At 38.7% G+C, this 21,515-nt stretch carries 14 protein-coding genes; 4 read left to right on the plus strand and 10 right to left on the minus strand.

Translation table 11 applies throughout. The features are described 5' to 3' along the window. Positions 1 to 110 precede the first annotated feature (110 nt). From ACK1I8_RS11745 to ACK1I8_RS11780, 8 genes are all read right to left on the minus strand, one after another. On the minus strand, positions 111 to 902 hold the full coding sequence (locus ACK1I8_RS11745) for a hypothetical protein (protein ID WP_412465577.1): 792 nt from the start codon (positions 900 to 902) through the stop codon (positions 111 to 113). Then, complete coding sequence (locus ACK1I8_RS11750) at positions 902 to 7,498, minus strand: hypothetical protein (protein WP_412465578.1); 6,597 nt, start codon at positions 7,496 to 7,498, stop codon at positions 902 to 904. The genes ACK1I8_RS11745 and ACK1I8_RS11750 overlap by 1 nt, the downstream gene beginning before the upstream one ends. A gap of 1 nt (position 7,499) precedes the next feature. Further along, the gene (locus ACK1I8_RS11755) at positions 7,500 to 7,913 is read right to left on the minus strand and encodes a hypothetical protein (RefSeq protein WP_412465579.1); all 414 of its coding nucleotides are present in this window, start codon (positions 7,911 to 7,913) and stop codon (positions 7,500 to 7,502) included. Further along, positions 7,910 to 9,010: a DUF928 domain-containing protein gene (locus tag ACK1I8_RS11760; RefSeq protein ID WP_412465580.1), complete on the minus strand. Its 1,101-nt coding sequence runs from the start codon at positions 9,008 to 9,010 to the stop codon at positions 7,910 to 7,912. The genes ACK1I8_RS11755 and ACK1I8_RS11760 overlap by 4 nt, the downstream gene beginning before the upstream one ends. Further along, on the minus strand, positions 9,007 to 11,568 hold the full coding sequence (locus ACK1I8_RS11765) for a hypothetical protein (protein WP_412465581.1): 2,562 nt from the start codon (positions 11,566 to 11,568) through the stop codon (positions 9,007 to 9,009). The genes ACK1I8_RS11760 and ACK1I8_RS11765 overlap by 4 nt, the downstream gene beginning before the upstream one ends. Before the next feature lie 360 nt (positions 11,569 to 11,928). Beyond that, positions 11,929 to 12,828: a hypothetical protein gene (locus ACK1I8_RS11770; protein ID WP_412465582.1), complete on the minus strand. Its 900-nt coding sequence runs from the start codon at positions 12,826 to 12,828 to the stop codon at positions 11,929 to 11,931. Further along, entirely contained in the window at positions 12,825 to 14,171 is a 1,347-nt protein-coding gene (locus ACK1I8_RS11775; protein WP_412465583.1) for a hypothetical protein, read from the minus strand. The genes ACK1I8_RS11770 and ACK1I8_RS11775 overlap by 4 nt, the downstream gene beginning before the upstream one ends. 5 nt (positions 14,172 to 14,176) lie before the next feature. Next, a complete protein-coding gene (locus ACK1I8_RS11780) occupies positions 14,177 to 15,730 on the minus strand; it encodes a hypothetical protein (RefSeq protein WP_412465584.1) in 1,554 nt (517 codons plus the stop codon). A gap of 292 nt (positions 15,731 to 16,022) precedes the next feature. Between ACK1I8_RS11780 and ACK1I8_RS11785 the strand changes: the two genes are divergently transcribed. Beyond that, entirely contained in the window at positions 16,023 to 16,760 is a 738-nt protein-coding gene (locus ACK1I8_RS11785) for a LytR/AlgR family response regulator transcription factor (protein ID WP_412465585.1), read from the plus strand. Between the two features lie 291 nt (positions 16,761 to 17,051). Continuing rightward, positions 17,052 to 18,599, plus strand: a complete 1,548-nt coding sequence (locus tag ACK1I8_RS11790; RefSeq protein WP_412465586.1) for a cryptochrome/photolyase family protein — start codon at positions 17,052 to 17,054, stop codon at positions 18,597 to 18,599. A 116-nt stretch (positions 18,600 to 18,715) separates the two neighbouring features. Here the strand turns inward: ACK1I8_RS11790 and ACK1I8_RS11795 are convergent, their stop codons facing one another. After that, a complete protein-coding gene (locus ACK1I8_RS11795; protein ID WP_412465587.1) occupies positions 18,716 to 19,597 on the minus strand; it encodes a LysR family transcriptional regulator in 882 nt (293 codons plus the stop codon). 92 nt (positions 19,598 to 19,689) lie between these two features. On the opposite strand from ACK1I8_RS11795, the gene ACK1I8_RS11800 reads away from it, so the two are divergent. Continuing rightward, positions 19,690 to 20,412 (plus strand): class I SAM-dependent methyltransferase, encoded by a 723-nt coding sequence (locus ACK1I8_RS11800; RefSeq protein ID WP_412465588.1) that lies wholly within the window; start codon positions 19,690 to 19,692, stop codon positions 20,410 to 20,412. 119 nt (positions 20,413 to 20,531) lie between these two features. Further along, positions 20,532 to 20,777: a CBU_0592 family membrane protein gene (locus ACK1I8_RS11805; RefSeq protein ID WP_412469368.1), complete on the plus strand. Its 246-nt coding sequence runs from the start codon at positions 20,532 to 20,534 to the stop codon at positions 20,775 to 20,777. Here ACK1I8_RS11805 and ACK1I8_RS11810 read toward each other — a convergent pair. After that, entirely contained in the window at positions 20,749 to 21,369 is a 621-nt protein-coding gene (locus tag ACK1I8_RS11810) for a TetR family transcriptional regulator (RefSeq protein WP_412465589.1), read from the minus strand. The two genes, ACK1I8_RS11805 and ACK1I8_RS11810, sit on opposite strands and share 29 nt — an antisense overlap. Positions 21,370 to 21,515: the final 146 nt, after the last annotated feature.

Raw genomic sequence — 21,515 nt, forward strand, 5'->3', positions numbered from 1 at the left:
GCATCATTACCTGATTATTCTCATCTCAATAAGTTAAAACACCATGGGTGTTTAGTCGGGCACTTTGCCGCCTGGCTTCTCTTCTAATTGAAGGGCAGGTGTCAAGCTAATTAACGGCCTATCTCAATTACTTCGTAACCTGTATAGTCATGAACAGCTTTAAATCCGTGATCTGATTTCGCCAGTATCCGTTCTATGGACAATAACGCAGTTTCGTTCAGGTTGCTCCTTTCTGAATATCTCATCAAAATGGTTTTATCCATTTTTGAATTTAAAGGATCGTCCAGGTTACTTAACCGGATAAAAACTTCGGTTGGCTTAAAGGTATCGCGATTAAAAGTGATGCTATATTCTTTGCAGGTTACATGATGTGGATTGATAATGGATATTTTACGAAACCCTTCCGGAGCAGTCATTTCTACCACACGATATCTTTCTTCGCGTAAGCTTGAAACGAGCTTTTCTATTTGGGGGAACATGAATTGCGGGTTTATGCTTTTATGAGGCGAAAGCATTATTTTTTTTTGCTGTCCGTCTACCTGCACACAATAAGTATTCGTATTGATCATTTCCACCAAATTCATCTTATAGTAGAAACTACTGTCTTTTTTAATAAAACAATAAGCGGCATTGTCAACATTTACCGAACTATCATTCCCATCGTGAACACTTAAGGTACCTGATAAGGTAAGTTCGCCGGCATTAAAATCGATGGCTTTACCAGCCATTGCAAATAACTTCAGTTTTGCGGTATCGATATTAATCGTTTCAACAGTATCTTGTACAACAATTGCCATTGCTTCGCTTTTATTCGCAGCTATTTTTGCACTGGCAATGGCAACAAAAAGGATAGCCGCAAGGCCAACTGACGAAAAGAATAGTTTTTTATGTAAGGTTTTCATTAGTTCTTTTTTCTGTAAGATGAGCGGTTTTCTTTAATGGTAGCAATGCCCCTTTCGGTTTCTTTCTTCACCCTAACTAACGATCCCTCATCATCATATTCATAAAAGGTTGCGAATGCATTTTCATCCAACTCGGCCATGAGTTTAAAATTGCGGTTATCATAAGTGTATGACTTTAAAAGGCCATCTTTTGGATAGATCCTGATATCATCAATGTAAATTCCGCCATAGTTGGCTTTCAGTACCAAATCCATTTTTGAATATCCGTTTACCTTTGTATCTATTCTGCCTTCTAACAATTTCCATCCTTCTACAAGGGCTTTAAAGTTTAATGTTACCGGATAACTATAATTATAATATGGCACCTGGTAATAAGCGCTTATATTGACACTTTTATTGGTAGGCTGATTATCCTTAACCCAGACATTAAATACGTACTCATTGCCCTGTACAGGCTCGAAACCCCGAGGCAATAAACCATAATGATTAAGCAGGTTAAATTCACCGTTAGTGTTTCTTGTTAAGTAAGGTGAGTTTTTTTGTTCCTTATTATGCTTTACGGTAGAAAGCATAATTCCATCAGTTGACAATGCCAGGCTATGTTTACCAGTGTGTGATACCAAATCAGAAAGTGACGAATATAATGGTTGGTTATATGGTTTTGATACAAACTCTTTCACGATATTAGAATCTGGCATAACCGCGTGGCGGTTGCGGTCTTCAAAGCTATTGACATAGATTTCCCTGTTTCTGGCATTTGATGCCACTGCCGATGGTAATTCACCCTTAAAGTCAAAACTTGCAGCACTATATCGGTTTAAGGCATCTTTATTTTCCAACTCCTGACCATATTTATCGTATTGAGTAATGATATTGGAGGTAATCCATTTCGGTTCCCAGAAGTTTTCTACCAGGTATACCCAAGGACTACCAGTGGTCCAGTAAGACTTAAAACTTTTTAAGTAACCGGCATTGGTTGTATTCATTCCTTTTTTGCCTAACGTAAAAATATTATCGTAAGCTCTGTTCTCTTGAAATACTTTCTGTTGATACGGACGCCAGTTACCTTTTAGTCCTTGAACAAAAGGGTTGTAAAAGGTACTATAGGTAAAGTGCCATGTTTTAGGTGCATTGAGCGATCTAAAACTTTGAATCTCATTTGTATTTGCAAGATTTAATGTTGTAAAAATCGTTTTTGGCGGGTTACCGGCAGAAGATGCAAAAATCTGACCAATAGTGTTATCGTAAATTTCGACGCCTAAAGAACCTGGGTTTTGACTCCAGTTATGGCAACAGTTAGGCACATTGTAACCTTCAACTTCGATATTATGCGTTCCGGCTTCCAGATACAATGGAAAAATATTCCAATAATCACTTTGCCCTATATTGGTTAAGCCAGGTTGGAACACATTACCATCTATAGTAATGGTTATTCTATCATCACCGGCAAAGCCGATATAATATTGTTTACTTACCTCGGCATTAAATGTTGATGAAAACCCAACTGCCTCAGATAAAGCCGGTAAATCTTCACCTTGATATCTGTTTGGAAATATACCAATAGAAGCCATTCTGGTATTGAGGTAATTATTGCCAGAATTATAATAATAGTCTGGATTTCCCTGATATTCATTCGTACAATTTTCACAATAGGGGTCATAAGGATTATAAAAACGAACTCCTAGCCTTCCGTGTTCAACATGATTTCCAACTAATCTGAAAATAAAATTAAATGAGGTGTTTTCAATACGCTCTGTAACCTGCCCTTGTGCATCAACCGGCCATTCATCATCGTAAGTGGTTAACGATGCAGATATTACCTTTAACTGACTTAAATCGCCGTTAATATTAAGTTTATTGTTTTTTATCGGATTATTAACTGATACAATACTTTCGGTTGAGGCCAATAAAGTATTTCTAAATCCTGAACGCACTACTTTAAAAGTTTTGGCTACTCCTTCACCTGTAATCGATTTTAACACTTTACCGTTGCGGTCAATCAGTATTTTTGATGGTTCCAGGAGGTTGGCCGCAATTGTATTAGGATCTGTAGGGTTACCATAATAAATTGTACTTCGGTTATCGATAACCCAATAATGCGTCCCTGTTCCCAAATTAATTAATTCATCTCCCTGTGTTAACAAGGCCCAATACGTATCATTAATTTCATATAGATTGTTCAGGGACACATTTTTGAGCATCATCCCCAGGTTCTGGTAGGCTCCTCCCATTTTCCGGTAGGCCCAGTAAGCGGGTAAATTAAGCGAGTAATAATCTTTATTAAATTCATTTTGCGTTTTAGTCAGTAGTGCTTCTCCTGTTACACCATCATAGGCTACATTTTCTACCGCAATAGAAGAACCGTTCTCCTTTTTTATGACGGTTTTAATTAGACCATTGGTTTGAATAACCTTTACAGCACAAGCCGATCTGAATAACTTGTACTCATTATTGCTGTTCACCGGAAAATGCGGAATAACTAAAGGTGCGAAGATAAAAGGGATTACATCAACCCCTAAGTTTACCGCCAGCCCCGAATTGTTTGTTTCCTGCTCCCTAAAATCGGTATAAAACTCTATATTCCTTCCAATTACACCAGCACTAACATTTCCATCTGGTGCAACAATACTCACATTATTCTTTAATCTTTTCTCAACAGCATTCTGGTTTTCAACCTGATAATTATATTCAGTTGAGGATATATCTACTCCAGCATTGTTATATATACGGTTAGCCTTCGGTTTTCCATGCATATCGTTCAGTTCTATACAATAGCCTTGAGCGAGTACCAATTCTTCCACACTACTGGTCTTGATAAGAGAATAACTACTTTGGGGTTTTGGGTTGTATTTTTTTAAGGGCAAAACATTAACCCTTACCGGAAAATCTTTGGCGGTATAAAATTCGTTTACAACATAACCGGTTTTGGGGATGTGATCAGACGGTAAACTTCCACCGGCTTCAAGGTCCTTAATGATTACTTTACTGTACCCAACACCGGGCGATGGATACAGGGACTCGCCAAAAGGTGCTTCCAGTTCAAAATAATTATTAATTGCTCCCTTTATTTTCTGAATATATGGAACCGGCTGTTTCAAAGCATTTTCATCATTACCAATAGATGGTTCGTAAGTAGCTACCCCGCTGCTTATTTTTTTTCCGTTACCCGAAGTGGTTGTGTACTCATAACTTTGGCCATAAATCCCTTTAGGGGCATTGGTTCCGGTTAATGTATCCCATTCATCTTTTACGGTAACCTGTTTAACCCTGGAGCCCCCACCTAATTTTGGCGATGCCGTTAAACTGATACGTGCAAAAGCCTTGCCCCCTTCTACTGCACTGCAATAACCTTTACGTGTTGCTTTTTGATAAAAATTTTCACGGAGTTCTTTAAGGTTTCCTGCAGCGTTCATTACTGCGTTTACAGCTGCAGCAACGCCTGTATGCTGATTATCACCTACCCTGTTCTCATAGCCTGGATAGGCAAACTTCGGATATTCGTTTTTCATCTTTTGCCAGGCAGCAAAACGAATGGGGTTAGTTATTGGTCCACCTTCAGCGATTTGCTCTAAACTTAGTTTTGCTATGCCCGAATTCACATTAACTGAGGTAACTTTACAATATGCGGATACAAAATCGATTCCATTATTACTGGAGGGTGCATTTGAGGTACCTACCTTAACCTGCGATTTTGTGTAGATATAATCCGAACCATTTAGATAGGTATTTTTGAACCATTGGGTTTGGTTCTGGCCCGACGGCGGATCAGCATCTACGTTAAGCTGTATAGCAATGGCATTGGCTAAAGTTGTGCCATCAGGAAAACTATAGGGAACCATCACTGCAGCGTGCTTATTTTGCACATAGGCATAATCGTCTGCTTCGTACATTATTCCGATATTTCCACCAGAAGGCAATTCGATATTGCTGATGTGCCATAAACCAGCGGCCTGATCTGCATAAGCTTTATCCTGTGTAGCATAAGGATATTCCTCATTTGTTAAATTTCCGGGATTGGTCTGATTTTTATAATTACCCCAACGGTCAGTCATCATGGTTCCATAAGGGATGTCAATGCCATTTATTTTAGAGTTGTAGGTAAATACATAGGGGTGATATTGACCCTTGTGTGTATTTCCGTATTCAAACCAAACTTTTTTCAAGGTTAATTTGCCTGCACCGCTTGCGATAGAGTTAGGGGTATTCGGACATAAATCATATCCATACTCAAATTTTACCACCTTAATAGGCTTACTTAAATTCTCTTTTGAATACAGGCGGATTTCTTTTAAACATTTTTGTTTTGTGCCGGCATCCAAAGCACCTTTCCAATCTGTTACCCCCAGGCCATCAAGCCTGTCTTCGGTAAGAAAGTAGGCGATTTTTGTTTTTGATTCGATCGAGTGAACATAATAGATTTCCTTTTCTCCGTAAACGATAGATCCCTTGTCATCATCCGGATCGGCTAATAAGCCCCTGTTTAAACTTCCCTCGGGCACATGTGCACCTCCGTTTTTCTTATTGCCAAAAGGAGTACGCCATTTGTAGGAATCAATTTTGCTATAGTTAAATTTAATGCCGGTCCCATTATCGTCCGAACTGATTCCATCACCGGTTTTATCTACATAATCGGGAGATAAAATTCCGCTGATCAGATAGCTGTAAGCATATGCAGGTTGAATATCCCGATGATAATAGTTATCCAGCCCCTGATTTTCATGGAGAATTTGATTGCCATTTAAAGGCACGTCAACTTTTCCTGTACCATTATTTCCGGCATTGTTTACTGCAAATGAAATTTCTTCCTGACGTTTATTATATACGGGAATGCCATAAACCATTCGTTGTCCGGAGGCGTTTGTTACTGTTATTTCGGAGATATGGTGTTTTTTCCTTAAGGTATCAATCCTTGAAACGCGTGCAGGCAACACTGCCCCTGTTCCCATATTATTTGGATCAAAAGTTTGTGCATCTATAAAACTGTAGGTATCAATTGTTTTATTTAAACCGGCCATAGATGCTTCTCCAGCTGTTAAATATGATATTGATGTGCGCTGAATCTGGCGTTTATCTTTCTCAATTTTTTCGTTAGCCGGTAATGATACATTACTACCAAAGTTATTTACGGTGCTAAAACTCTGTGACGCTGTTTTATTGGACGTTGAAATCGAAAGCGGAGTTGCCCCGTATATCTTTGATACCATGGCGCTGTCTTCAATATTCTTATCTTCTGCATCCCGAAAGAAAACATGTTGCCTGGCCGGATTAGCTGTGGGTTCATCCTGAAAATCACCGTTTTTAAGATAACTGTTATCGTTAGTCCATTTTCTGGTTACAAGTGAGGTAGATTGATTAAAAACAGTTACCCCACCATGTGCATAAGCACCAAATCCAATATCGCCACCAAGGCTCCTAACTCTGCTATTATCCGCAACTTCATTATCAAAGTATATCCCTGTTCCACCCCTGTAGAGCCTGAATTGGCCCGAGCCCGTCTGACTATTATAGGTAAATACATCAGGTGTAGCAATGGGCAATGCCAGGTTAGGCAATTCTGGTATTACCGGATTATCTTTTTCCCTGATAAAATCATGTATAGCTTTTTTTTGATTTTTACCGCGCTCTGAATACAAATAACCATATTCCGGATTTCTGAATTTGCCTCCATTAGAGATATACCTTTCACTCTTATAACCTGTTCCGCCTGCACTCCCGTAAACGCCAAAAACGACTCCACCAACGTCTACACTAAAAGAACCATATTCTGAAGTATAAGGCACCTGAATTTTCGGCGTTACAGGTTCAGTGTTATAAGAGATGGATGAAGAGGTATTATAACTCATAAAACTCTTATTAAAACTTAATGCCTTTAAACCTGAGCGGCTATTGTACCCTAAAGAGGAACTGAAACCTGCGTTTACCAGGGTCTTTTCTTCTTTAAATGCGGATATAGCTAACGATGCATTTGGTGTAACATCTACTCCAGAAGCGGTATTGGATAAAATACCGATCCCCAAACCTGCTGTAAGCTGGCCATCATTAGCCAATGAAAAAGACATACCGGCATTTGCACCGATTTCGGCACCTATACCCGTATAATTATCACTAAAAATACCAAGAGTGAGAGAGCCGTTTATTCCGGCTCCACCTTTAAAAGCCGTATTCTTTCCAAAGAGCTCTACTTTAGCGGTTAATTTACCGCCCACCGTTATTTTTGGCTTAGTATATTGTTCTGTTACCAGCTCATCTCCGCTTAAATCATCTGGTACGCCTCTTAACTGCCTGTTAATGGCGCCCACGTTCAGGTTCCAGCCCAAACCAACCCAGCTGGCTTCATCATCAATGCCCACCCCCGATTGATAGTTTAAATTGATGGGATAGCCATCAACATCCAAAAGTGGGATATTGTATTTAAAATCACCGCTAAACAAATCTACCATGTCTGAAACACCTGCCGGTTGAAAAGATTGTGCTTCCGGCTGGGCCGGCCCGGTGGTTAACGCATATACAGCTAATGGCTGAAAAATCTGCAGAAGCCATAGTACAAGCAAAAACTTAGCAATAAATTTGGTCTTATTAATTAAAGTATAACCCATATTATTTAATCGTGAGAACGTATTTTTTTTTATTAATAATTTGGTCCTGATAAATCAGTGTATATTCTTTTGACGAAAGGTCCTGGTTGTTGAATCCTACAAGAAATTCGTAACTTCCTTTTATCCCATTGGCTATGGGTTCTACATATTCGGGATATAACTTTGCATTGTTTTTAAGTAGATAAAAGCAACTGTCAGCGTGATACAGAAAAGATTCGGTAATTTGTTCTTTTCCATGCTCCATAATTTTTTGATCAGGAAATACCCTAACCATAAAGGTCTGCATCCTATCGTTTGATGTTGTTTTTTTTAATTGGGCCATTACCTTAATGTCCTTATCGAAATACTGACCTGATGGACTCTTAGCAGTACAGGAAATGATACCAAATAAAATTATTATAGCGTACCTTCTCATTCTGCAGGTTGTTTATAAAGAAATCTTAAACTTTTCTGACTGCCATCTGGCATTTGAATTTTCATGATATAGGAATAGTTATCATCAAATGAAAAATTATGGCTCAAATCAATATTAACTTTATTTTGACCACGTTTAAGCCTTAACTTCGGTAGTTTTTTTATCTTTTTTGAGGGGTTATTAATGCAGAGAACAGTGTATTTAAGCGGCTGGTCATGATAGGAATTAATCAGTGCAAACCTGATTTGCCCGTTTGCCACATAAAAATTGCCCTTAACCAAATCCTCTATATCCCGATATCCATGATCGGTAGGAATCACATTATTTACGCTATCCTGACAGTTTACTTCGAACGACCAGATATCTGATCTGTTGATGATAGTTTGATCGCGGTAGGCGCTTACCTGCCAGGCATATTTTTTACCTGCAACCAATTCTTTCGAATTTGGTGGATAAACCAACAAATTGGCCACTACCCCTTTCTGGTTTACAATCGGCAAATTATAGTTTAGCGCTTCAACAGCATTTTGTTTATCCTTAATCTCTACGAGCATGACCTGATAAAGCAAACCATCAACCTTGGGTACAGAGGGCTGCCAGGTAAGTAACGGGCGTTTTTCACAGATTTGATCCTGATCGTAAGGCTCAATCAGATCCAGTGGTGCCGGAGGGGTAATTTCATTATTAAAAGTCTGATCGATAATAATCTCCTGACTTGAAGAGGCTGAATAGATATTAAATTCATACTCGTAATCGCCCTGTGGAAAGTATTGGTTACGCCTGATAAAATTTGCCGTTGCATTCTGCGCCATGGCTACACTGGCCGTACGGGCCACACCCGGCGGAATGATATTGTTCCCCGGTACAATGGTGAATGCTTCAGTTTGTATGGCAGCGATTTTTCCGGCGCGGGCTTCCCTCACGGTAATGTTCATCCTTACCGATTTAACTCCCGATGGATTATAGATAGATGCCCGGAAAAGTCCGTTAAGGGTATTACCATAAACCTCAGGAACAAATACGATACTGCTTTGCGCCCAAAGGCTGGAGACCCGGAAAATAAAAAAAACGACTACTATTAATTTAAGCTTGCTCATTGTCTGTCGAGATAATAACGTATAGATAACTCTCCCCTGTTGGTCGAAAAAAGATCGGGATAGGTTGGGGTAATCAGGTTTTTGCGAATGTCTACGTAAGCGGAGATATCGAAATGTTTCTTCAGCATAAACTGAATACTTTGTTTAATACCGGCCTGGCGGGCAAGATTTTGATTATCAAGATAACTTAGTCCGCTAGACATGGAAACGTTCCTAAATAAAAGATACTGCAAAGAAGCATCTGAGTTTAGCATATTGCCTAATATGGTGTTTGCATTAAGCTCGCGGTTGTAAAATACATTCCCTGAAAGTGAAAAGTTCTTAAATACTACAGTCTGTACATAGTTTAATTGCATCAAACTCGAATTGCCCAACGATAGTGGATTGGCAATTTCCTGCTGTGCTACACTTACATGGCTAAAACCGCGCTGACCAAAAAGTTTATAATTTGAATGGAGATCAAGCTGGAATTTTTTAGCCGCATAAACCGGTGTATTGCCCTGCGATACTTTATCCACTCCGTTATCAATATATTTTATACCTAAACTGGTTGATCTTGAAACCCGGAATCTTGAATCGAGCTGAATATTGTGGTTGCTCCAATGCGAATTATCGGTTGCGCTGACCGGCATATTCTTAAAATCGGAACGTACTGAAAGCGTTATTTTATTGTGAAAGAAATTTTTACGGATATTACCGCCAAACCTTAAATTGAGGTTGCCAATACTCTGCTGGCCTGGGTTTTGAAAGCCTGATCCGGCATAGTTAACAAATACAGTACTTCTAAGCCCAAGCTTTTTAGCATCAATGAAGTGGTTAAGCCCAACAGACATGGTTTGAAGAAAATCATCCCTGAAATAATTTCCATTGGTATTTCTATCTATCATTAACTGATCCGGACCAAATGCAGCAAGCTCTTTGTACTGGGTAGAAGATTTAGAAACATCGAAAGTGAACGTACCTGCTTTACTAAAATTAAAGGCCTGGCTAAGGGTAAATACCATGTTATTACGTGGCAAAGCACTTTGTGCAAAGCCAATGTTACCATTAAATTGCCGATCATAAGTACCCACCCATGAAAGCTTGCCCGAGCCGAATGAAAAGTTGGTAGTAGGTACACTTAAATAACTATACAATTTCGGAATTGTATAGGTAGAAGAGTTAAAACCAGCATCTTTTGATGAGTTAAGATCACGGTTTGTACTTACGCCTGCACTAACAGGTCCCCTTGCCGTACGTAAGGAGAAATGGAATCCATTTAAGAAAAGATCCCGATTAAGGAAACTACCGGGCAATTGGTGACCAAAATTACCAGCCTGAAATTCGCGCAGCCGGGCATAACTTTTTTGTAAAAATCCCATATCCTTTCCTTTAGAAAGTTCTGATACAAAGAAATCCTCCAGTTCTCTTTGTGAGATTTTACCCTGGGCAACTTTTTCGAGCAGTTCGAGTTTTTCGGGATCTAGACCGCTCTCGTAAACCGATTGCTGCACTTTTTGGATTTCGGTAAACAGCTCCTGCTTTTTAGCATTTAAAAGGTTGGTAAGCGAATCCTGCCCATTTTGGCTAAGCTGTCTGCCCCCATTCTGTGTCTGATTTTTAATTTCATCCGTAAACTCGTTCAATTTTCCTTTCAGTTCCAACTCATCCATTTTAAGCATGCTCCTTAAATTTTGTGGATTGTTTAAATAGGCCTGCAGTTTTGGGGAAGCAGAAAGATCGATGTTTTTAGCAATTTTATCCTGTATCTTTTTACGGAGAAAAGATTCGGCAGTTTGTCCGCTTAACATCTTTTTACGCAGATTACGATACTTATCCAAGTCGGCCTTAAAAAACTCGTTAAAGCTGGGTTTAGGTAAATTGAATTTAAAAAGATTGCCCTGATCGAACCTGAAATCGCGCATGGACGTATAATTATTTGCCAAAGAAAGATCGATTGGGATATTGTATATTTTTAGCTGCCCCGCAAAGGTTACGTTGTTCAACAGGTTTTTACCATTGGCAGGATTTTGCGTTTTAATGTACTGGGTTTCATTTCCTACAGAAACATCACTAAGTTGTATTTTATTGCCCTTATTAATCGTATCTTTCTTAAATAGCTTAGCAATATCAGATTGTTTTACCCGCTGTTCTGCCCGGGCCAATACCGATTTTTTAGCAGCCTGAATTTTGTCCTTCGCCAAAGAATCGGCTTTAGATAGCTTTTGCTTCCCAAATTTAAGTGTATCAATAAGGCTTTGCTTCGTTTTAACATATTTAGCTGTTGCTTCTGCTGAAATATTTACGGGTTCTCCTTTAGGTACTTTTTTAAGGGAATCTTTTTTTACCAATCCGGTTAAACCTGGTTGATTAAAACTTTCCTTCACCTGTGAGACAATCGCTCTTTTCGTTGTTTTGATTTTCTGTAAAGCCAGAGAATCTAATTTCTGAATTTTCTGCTTGCCCGATTTCAGGCTGTCTGCAGCAGCCTGCCCTATTGAAGGAAGCTGCGCAAAAAGCTGCACCGATTGCAGGCAGAAGAAGACCAGCACAGTAGCTGTTATTAGGGCTTTGTTCATACGTTATTTAGCGTTGCTTTATCAACGCTTTCCACACCATTAGGCAATAGCAGGGATAGACATCAATAAGGCGTTAATTTGTTTGGTTTATGAGCTGGAGAACTCATTTTCGAATATCATCATAAAATTAGCAGCAAAAAAGCTCAACAAAGCCCTTTTCCACAAACCGTAACTTTCTGCTGACGAAAGCGACCTAATGTTTGATGAAACCCATAATATGTAAATCTGATTTTTTAAAAAAATAATAAATGCCTGGTCATCGCAATTGCGTAATACGCCTATAAACATGGGAACCATCACTTTTTATTATTTCTAAATTGTTTTTTATATTAAAGTCTCGTTAAAATAATTGCTACTTTTTCATTTTCTTTTTGGTTGTTTGGTTATTAGTCGTATCACCTCTGCCCGTAATGTTAAAAGTATTTGCTTTTGATCTTCTGCCTGCTTTTTCAGTATATTGATATCGTTTTGCTGGACAATCAGGGCTTTATCTTTTTGAATCAGATGCAAGGTCAGCTCTTCTATCTTTTTCAATAGCAATTTATTCATTTCGCCGATAGCCATTCCATCACGTTCAAATTCCGCAGCTGATGGTATCTCAGGCAGGTGTTTGTTCTTTTTAATATAATTTTCCAATTCATTCAGCGTTCCGAGTTTATATTCTTTTTCAAAAACATAATCTGGTGCACCCTGGCCATCCACGCGGATCTCATTAGCTTTAATTTTACCATTTACCACAAGCCTCTCAGAGGGTAAATCAGTTCCTATACCCACGTTCCCATCCATCACATTCAGGTTGCCAACATAAGTATGAGCATTGTCCCTTATCTTATTATAGATAGTTACTATGGCACCATTATCATTTAAGTTATCGTCACTGGTGGAACCGAGTTCTAATGATCCTGCTAAAATGTTATTCACTTTAAAAATTCCCATATCAGCGCTTGGTGCTGCTTTTACCCATATTTGGCTTTCTCCTCCAAAATTTAATAGTGCGAACTGAGGCTGCAGCCATCTTGCATACCCCATGCTATGATGCTCCTGGATAGAAAAATTCTGTGAATTAATAAACTGGATTCTACCGGAAACCAGTGATGGAGTGTGCGCTGTGGTATGTTTATAAGTATATTCAAATTCAGTATGCTGACCTCCAATTTTGGCCACCAGATACCATTTCCCATCAGCAGGTAAATTGAACTGCTGGGCAGACAGGTTTATACTACTAAAAAAAACGAAGATTAAGATGTAAAAATGCTTCATTTGATCTTTCTTTTAAGTTCGGATATTTCCTTTTGTTGTTTGATTAATATTTCTGTCTGCTCATTCATTTTACACTCGTGCACGATCAAATGTAAGGTCAATTCTTCTATCTTTTTCAATAGCAATTTATTCATTTCGCCGATAGCCATTCCATCACGTTCAAATTCCGCAGCTGATGGTACCCCAGGCAAGTGCTTGTTCTGTTTAATATAATTTTCCAATTCATTCAGCGTTCCGAGTTTATATTCCTTTTCAAAAACATAATCTGGTGCACCCTGGCCATCCACGCGGATCTCATTAGCTTTAATTTTACCATTAACGGTTAATTTTTCACTTGGTGTAGAAGTACCAATTCCAATATTGCCGTTTGGCCATATGGTCATTCTGGTCTTTAACCCATCGCCATCACGGGTGTAAAATTTCAAACCTCCTCTGTCCACATACTGGCCAGTTCCGTAATAAGCTTCTACCCTTGCATTTTCCAGGGCAAAATTAGAATTAAAGAAACCCAAGCTACCATAATCACGGTCAACCCCCGTATTATTGGGATTAGGGGTATCTGCCTTACTCAATGCTAAATTGCTATAGGTATGGTTATCTCTTGCAGTAACGCTGGCAAATGTTTCTCCTTGTGATGGAATTCCAAGAAAGTTACGAACGCTGGTTACATCAAATTTTCGAACGAATTCATCTCCTGAAGAGGCAAAAATGCCTGTAAGTCCCGTCGCACCAACCTCAAGCATTGCCTGAGTTCTAAAATAGTTTGCCTTTAAATGCCCTCCTTCGTCTCTTCTGGCCATCGTGTAAGGATTAGCATCATAAGCAAACCCTATAAAAGCTGAATTCCCAAGTTCCGAAACCAAGGCTAAACGATCCCAAGGTGTATGTTGTATACCGGCACCCCAATCCCAGTTATTTCTTACCCATACAGCATTACTGGCAGTTTCAAACATTAGCTGGGCATTTCTGGAAGGCTGCCCTAAGCTGATTACCTTAAAATTAGAACTGGTTACTGTGCCATGTGGTGTGTTGGTTAAGAACCCTCCTGCTGTTTCAAATTCATATAAACCAGGTTCCTGATAAGTATTAAAATCTGTGTTCCCGGGAACATAAGTACTCAATGCATAAGGGCCAACAAATGTCCTCATAGAAACAACGGGTGGCGAATGATCTGTAGTTACGCTGATATCCCGTAACGAATAGATATTTATCTTATTTCGACCTGTCGTTTTATTTTTATTGATGGATCCAGCATCGGCTAAGAAATGAACATACTGTTGCGAAAATACAACAGTCGAATTGCACATCAATATCATATAAAGCAATATTTCTTTGATTTTCATAAGCTTTAATTTTTTATACTTTTTACCCTGGTATTTCTTTTCAATTCATCGATATCGGTTTGCTGTTTGTGGATTATTTTTTCCTGCGTTATCAAATGCAAGGTCAACTCTTCTATCTTTTTCAATAGCAATTTATTCATTTCGCCAATAGCCATTCCATCACGTTCAAATTCCGCAGCTGACGGTACCTCAGGCAGGTGTTTGTTCTTGTTAATATAATTTTCCAATTCATTCAGCGTTCCGAGTTTATATTCCTTTTCAAAAACATAATCTGGTGCACCCTGGCCATCCACGCGGATCTCATTAGCTTTGATTTTACCATTAACGGTTAATTTTTCGCTTGGTGCAGTTGTACCGATACCTACATTGCCTTTATGATAAACATTCCCCATTGCATCGAAGGAATGATACAGATTTCCACTGTAGTTTCCACAGCCATAGCCTACGCACGAGTTTCCATAAATCCTGAAAGATTCCGTTTCATCATCGTTAAGCTGAAGTTCTAACCAATTGGAATTCGACCCCCCTTGAACTTTCCTTAACCGGTATGGGTCTGAATCATCTCCTCCATCCGCATTTCGAAAAGCAATCTCAGGCGTACTAATAATCCCTCTTACATCCAAAGCTGTTGAGGGCGATGATGTACCAATTCCGATATTTCCGTTTCCATTCATGGTCATCAGCTCATTTTCAATACCCTGGTTATTATGGTTATAAAAAGTAAATCCACCACTAGAGCCGGCTCCCTGGTTCGCAATAAAGCTTGCCTCTCCCCTGCCACCTGACCGGTTTAAACCAATTAACAATTTTCCTGTCCCGTTCAGATAGCCCAGGTTCCCAATGCTGGAATTTGGATTGATGTTACTCCCAAATACAGCTGCACCCGAAACTTCAAATGCGGCAAGAGGACTCTGCGTACCAATACCAAATCCGTTTGAGCCAAAAAAGGTGGGATGATGATTCCCATTAGACAGCTGGATTACAGGCACGCCACCTGAATTGGCATCATTGATCCTAATTCCGTAGCTGAAACGATGAGTTGCCCAACTGTCATTCAAGTCAACAATATCTCCATCATCAGCTAGCTTTATACCACCTCCAGTTGCATTGTTTGCAGAAACATAAAGGGTGCCGGAAGATCTGATATGACCTGCCACATCAAGTTTAAAAGCTGGATCCTGATTGCCGATACCTATATTACCTGATGGAAGCATAAAAAGTCCTTCAGTTGTTGCATTACTCCCCCCCGGCTGCAAGCCAAAAGTGCTTGAATTATTCAGGAAACCTAAACCATAGACCATATTACTACTTCTGATTAGCGATATATGGAACAAATTTCCCTGGTTAGCCGGGCGTGCAACTTGCAAAAAACCGTATCTTGATGGATCATAAGCATCTCCTATATCAACCGAAGAATTAATTCTGAGTCCATTATTAGTGGTATTGCCCCTGTCTGTTACACTTTGCAGGGTTTCTTGTGCACTTAATTTCGAAAAGCCACTAACAATGGCTAAAACGGTTAAAATAAATCTTAATTTTTGATTGAAGTCATCTTTCATTTTAATATCTTATAGTAGATTACTCATTTTATTTGTTGATTATATTGTTAAACCAGCTGAACGTATCAGAACGAAAGGCCATACACTGCATGTGTATTTAGTTTGTTGGAATGAGGGAAAACTTAAATTCGAAGATGCGTCAAATAGCATAAAATTTATATATCGAAACTTCACTGTTACGCATAAAGGCAGTATTTGTAATATAAACAGGATAAAATGTATGATGAAACTGCTTTTTTTTTGTTATTTATCGCTACAGATTATATATTTGGTTGAAATAGCTCTCCCCTGTATGAAATTAAAGTGTATTGCAGTAGATGATGATCCTGCAAACTTAGATTTACTCCGTGATTATCTCACCTCGCTCGACGATTATGAGCTTTTAGAAAGCTTTACAGACCCCATTAAAGCGATGAAACACATTACTTCAGGTAATAGTCTTGATATGGTTTTCATGGACATTGAGATGCCGGGTCTTTCAGGAATAGATTTAGCCAAAATTATCCGTGATAAAACAAGAAACCTGATTTTTACAACAGCCCATTCCAAGTATGCACTGGATGCATTTGATATTGAGGCTGATGCTTTTCTCCTCAAACCTTTCTCAATGGGTCATTTTGCTTCGGTGCTACATAAATTACACAGCAGGCGTTTGCTCTGCACCCCGGAGAAAAAAACTGATGATCAGTATTTCTTTATTAAAAGTAAAAATGATAAATCAAAATTGGTAAAAATCAGATTTGATGAAATTGTGGCAATAGAAAGCATTCAGAATTACATTTCGATATACACTACCCAGAAAACTGTTGTTGCGCATATAACCCTTACAAAAATGAAAGAAATACTCAAGCACAATAACTCATTTATTCAAATTCATAGGTCTTTTATCATATCAAGAAACTATCTGGAGGAAATAGAAAATAATCTGGTAAGAATGAAAAACGATCTTTTACTAACCATTGGTGAAAATTACCGTGATGAACTTATCGGTTTCGTAAAGACAAAAACAATTAAAACCGGACGGAGTTAATCCTTCATTATGCTATCAGCGAGATAGATATCATCTCATTTTCTAATAAAATACAGGCATCATACATCGGCTAATCAAAACTAATCGTTGTTTTCTTTACGATGGCTAGAATTCAAGTTCAAGCCGAAGAAAGATAATAAACCAGGCAGATATCAGTAATGTAGCAAAATCAATTTTAAAATACCCCTTTTGGCAAAAATGCCATCGGTTTTTATCAATTTTCTCTCAAACAATATGAGGTGAATCCGGTTTTTTTTTACTGGTAAACTAACTGAGCCGACCTTCTTAGCCATGGGAAAAACATACAGGATAATGCGGCTCATTTTGGGCGATCAGCTTAACATACAGCACTCTTGGTTTAAGAAACCAGCACCCGATACGCTGCATGTATTGATGGAAGTAAAAACAGAAACCAATTATGTTTGGCACCACATCCAGAAAGCATGCGCTTTTTTTGCAGCAATGGAAAATTTTGCCGGACTGCTAACCAATAAGGGATTTGAAACCATTTACTTTCGACTTAATGATGCTAAAAACAAACAAAACTTTTCAGATAACCTGAACTATTTAATAGAAAAGTTTGGAATAGCAGAATTTCATTATCAATTACCCGATGAATACCGGCTTGATCAGGAACTGAACAATCTTTGCAAAAGCCTGTCTATTACTCACTGCGCTTTTGACACTGAACATTTTTACACCAGCAGAACTGAGCTGGCAAATTTCTTTTCCGGGAAAAAAGAACTGTTAATGGAAAGTTTCTACCGGGCGATGCGCTCAAAACACAACATCTTATTAGAAGATGGCCATGATCCGCTAGGTGGTAAATGGAATTTTGACGGGGAAAACCGACAAAAACTTCCTAAAAACCACAAGCCAAACCCTCCCCTGCTGTTCGATAATGATGTAAGCCAACAATATAACAGAATAAGGGCCGCAGAAATTGAAACCATCGGCAATATCGACCCTAAACACCTGCCCTGGCCTGTTAACCGGGATCAGTCATTAAAATTGCTGCATTATTTCTGCGCAAACTGCCTCCCGCTATTTGGCACTTTCCAGGATGCGATGCATACCAGAGAATGGTCCCTTTATCATTCGCGTTTATCGTTTAGCATGAATACCAAACTTATTTCACCGGTCGAGGTAGTCAACATTGCAATTGACTATTGGCGGGAAAATAAGAAATCGATCCAAATAAATCAGATAGAGGGGTTTGTTCGGCAGATTTTGGGCTGGCGTGAATACATGAGGGGGATTTACTGGATGAAAATGCCGGCATTTGAAAAAATGAACTTCTTTGACCATACCAGAAAACTGCCACAATGGTACTGGACAGGAAAAACGGATATGAACTGTTTAAAGCATTCCATTGTTCAGTCTCTCGAATATGCCTATGCACATCATATCCAGCGTTTAATGATAACAGGGAATTTTGCATTGCTTGCCGGCATCCATCCTGATGAGGTAGATTTTTGGTACCTGGGTATCTACATTGATGCGATACAGTGGGTAGAAATCACCAATACAAGGGGCATGAGCCAATATGCAGATGGCGGAATTACGGGCTCAAAACCATATACTGCAACTGCCAACTATATCCATAAGATGAGCAATTATTGCGATAACTGTAAGTATGATCGCACTGAAAAGACTGGCGAAAATTCCTGCCCGTTTAACAGCTTGTATTGGGACTTCCATGATCGAAACCGAGACCAGCTTGGCAAAAACCACCGGCTTTCTATGGTTTACCGGATCTGGGATAAAATGGACGCCAATTTGAGATCCCAGGTGCTGAAAAGGGCAGATATTGTCTTAAATAACCTGGATCATCTGTAGTAATGACTGATAGTATATTGCCTCAGATATAAAATACCATTTTTTGCTGATTGGTAGCTATTGCTAGGTAAAAGAAACTCAACACATCAGGTGTTTAGCTCGTTTTTATGATTCAGTCATTTGATCTGGGTATAATGTTTAATAAACCAGGTTAATGCCGGGTTTTCATTGAATTCTTTATAAGCCAATACTACTTCCGTGTTAATCGGAATGGCATCAAGTTCAATAAATGATACCTTTAACTGTTCGTATTGCGTTTTTAAAGACCGCGGCAGAATGGATACGCCCAAGCCTGCTTCTACCAATTGTAAAATAGAATGTACATTATTAGCCTCGTGGGTAATATCCGGAATAAAACCTATTCTCTTGCAAATCTCCATCAGTTTCTGGTTATATTGCGGTGCAAAATCTTTATTGAAAAAAATAAACGGACTCTTCCTTAAAAAATCAGCCAGTCTATACTGATCTGCTGTTTTTTGTTCCATTAGAGGAGTAACCACTACGAAGGGATCAAAAAATAAGGTTTTAACCTTCAATTTTTCGGATAAAACCGGGGCTCTCAAAATCCCAACATCTAAGGCACCATTTTCCAGTGCTTTAATTTGAGCCAGTGTAGGTATTTCGAACAAACTCGTTTTCAGATAGGGAAATTCCTGATGCATCAATTTTAAAATTTCGGCCAGATGCGATTGGTAAACCGAACTGATGTAACCGATCTTAAATTCGCCGCTTACCCCTTCATGGATTTTACGAACTACTTCTTTACTTTCTTCCAGCTTAGCCAACAGAATATCCACTTCTCTCTTAAAATATTTACCCGCATCTGTTAAGGTAACCCGCTTGTTATTCCGAACAAACAGCTTTACCCCGAGTGCTACTTCCAACTCTTTAATCTGCCTGCTCAGGGGCGGTTGTGAAATAAACAGTTTGGTTGCTGCTTTGGTAAAATGAAGTTCTTCTGCAACCGTTTTAAAATATAATAAGTGTCTAAGTTCCATTTCTATAATACTTATTAAGTATTAATCTATGCCAAAATTGATATTTTACAAATATGATCAACGACACTAACTTTACAAAAAAAATAAAAGCAATGAATAAAGATTATAAGCATAAAGCGACAAATGAGGAGATCAAGCAACGGTTTGATCACGATGTGGAACGTTTTTCCAATTTAGAAAGCGGTCAACAAACCACCATTGATGCACCGCTCACTATGGAACTTTGCACCGAAGCTGCCAAATACATTAATCCAAATGCTACTGAACTTTTAGATATTGGCTGTGGTGCGGGCAACTACACGTTAAAAATGCTGAGCAAAATCCAGAACCTGAACTGTACACTGAATGATTTAAGTTTACCCATGTTAACACGTGCAAAAGATAGGGTATCGGCACAGACCACAGGAAAAATAACCCTTGTACAAGATGATATGCGAAACCTTGATTTACCCGATAATCATTTCGACATCATACTTGCTGCAGCAACATTCCATCACTTGCGTACTGATGCCGACTGGGAACTTGTTTTTAACAAAGTTTTCCGGGCGCTGAAACCCGGAGGCAGTATCTGGATTTCAGACCTTATTGCACACCATTCAGTTTTGATAGATAGACTTTTTCAGGATCAATATGGGGCTTACCTGGAAAAACTTGGTGGTAAAGATTACAGACAAAAAGTACTAGATTATATTGAATATGAAGATACCCCACGGTCGCTAAACTATCAACTGGGCTTATTGCAGAAAGTGGGTTTCAGCGTTACCGAAATTCTGCACAAAAACTCCTATTTTGCAGCATTTGGTGCGATAAAATAAAAAGTTTATACCAGGTGGAGGATCACCAATATCTGGTATATCCTTATCAGAAAAAATACTTTATGTTTTCATCACAACAGAAATCGAAAAATAAATTTGGGTAAAATATGAAAGTAGCAATGTCAATTATCGGATGGTCTGGGGTAGTATTTTGCACGCTGGCATACCTTTTTTTAAGTATGAAATTAATCCGTTCCGATTCATTTTCTTTTCAGGCCCTCAACATTCTGGGTGGATTGTGTTTAGCCATAACTGCGTTAAACACAAACGATCTACCCAATGCTGTCGCAAATGTACTCTGGATGTCTATTGGTTTGTATGCTTTAAGCAAGCAGTTTAGCAAGCAGGAGCAGAAACAGCCTTAAGCGGTATACACAGCGCATCGTATGCCTTTTGTTTATAATAGGCTAAACGATCTGAATAAGCCTTCTTATCACTTTCCATTGATAGGTAAAAATAAGCACCATCTACCAGTACAAAAATAAAATCGGCAGTAACCTGAGGGTTCTCAACCTTCGTGATCTGCTGTTCGTTGCACTGCTCAATCATGAGGCACAGGCCATTACGCAGCGCATCTAAAATAAGTTTATATTTCAATTTGATCTTTTTTTCCCTGAATGCCAGGGCATAAAAGGTATAGAATAATCCATCATCAAACAGCAGATTCCATTTTTTGGAAAACAACAGCTCAATAGTGTCCTGTAAATCATCCAAGGTTGCTTTCCCTTTATTTTTTACAGTATAAATCAGTAAATACCGATCGAGTATATGATCGATCAATTCATAAGTAAGTCCCTCTTTGGTTTCAAAATAATGAATAATAAGACTTGGGTTAATATCCATCACCTTAGCAATCTTGGCAATAGAAGTATTTTCGTAGCCCTCTTTTTTGGCCACCTGGTAAAATACCTTAATTATTTCCTGTCGCCTTGTCTCTTTCAGGCTTTTACGTCCCATTATGCAGTTAATTTAATGGGGCAAACTAATCAAAAGTAGCGGGATTTTGCAAATTTATTTTTATGAATAGATTGAATGAATATTCAATTAATATAATAATTTAGTCTTAACCTAATTTTAACATGATATGTTCAATTTAGCGCCGC

Origin of the sequence: Pedobacter sp. KLB.chiD (genome assembly GCF_047040275.1) — a bacterium.
In the GTDB taxonomy this organism is placed as follows: domain Bacteria; phylum Bacteroidota; class Bacteroidia; order Sphingobacteriales; family Sphingobacteriaceae; genus Pedobacter.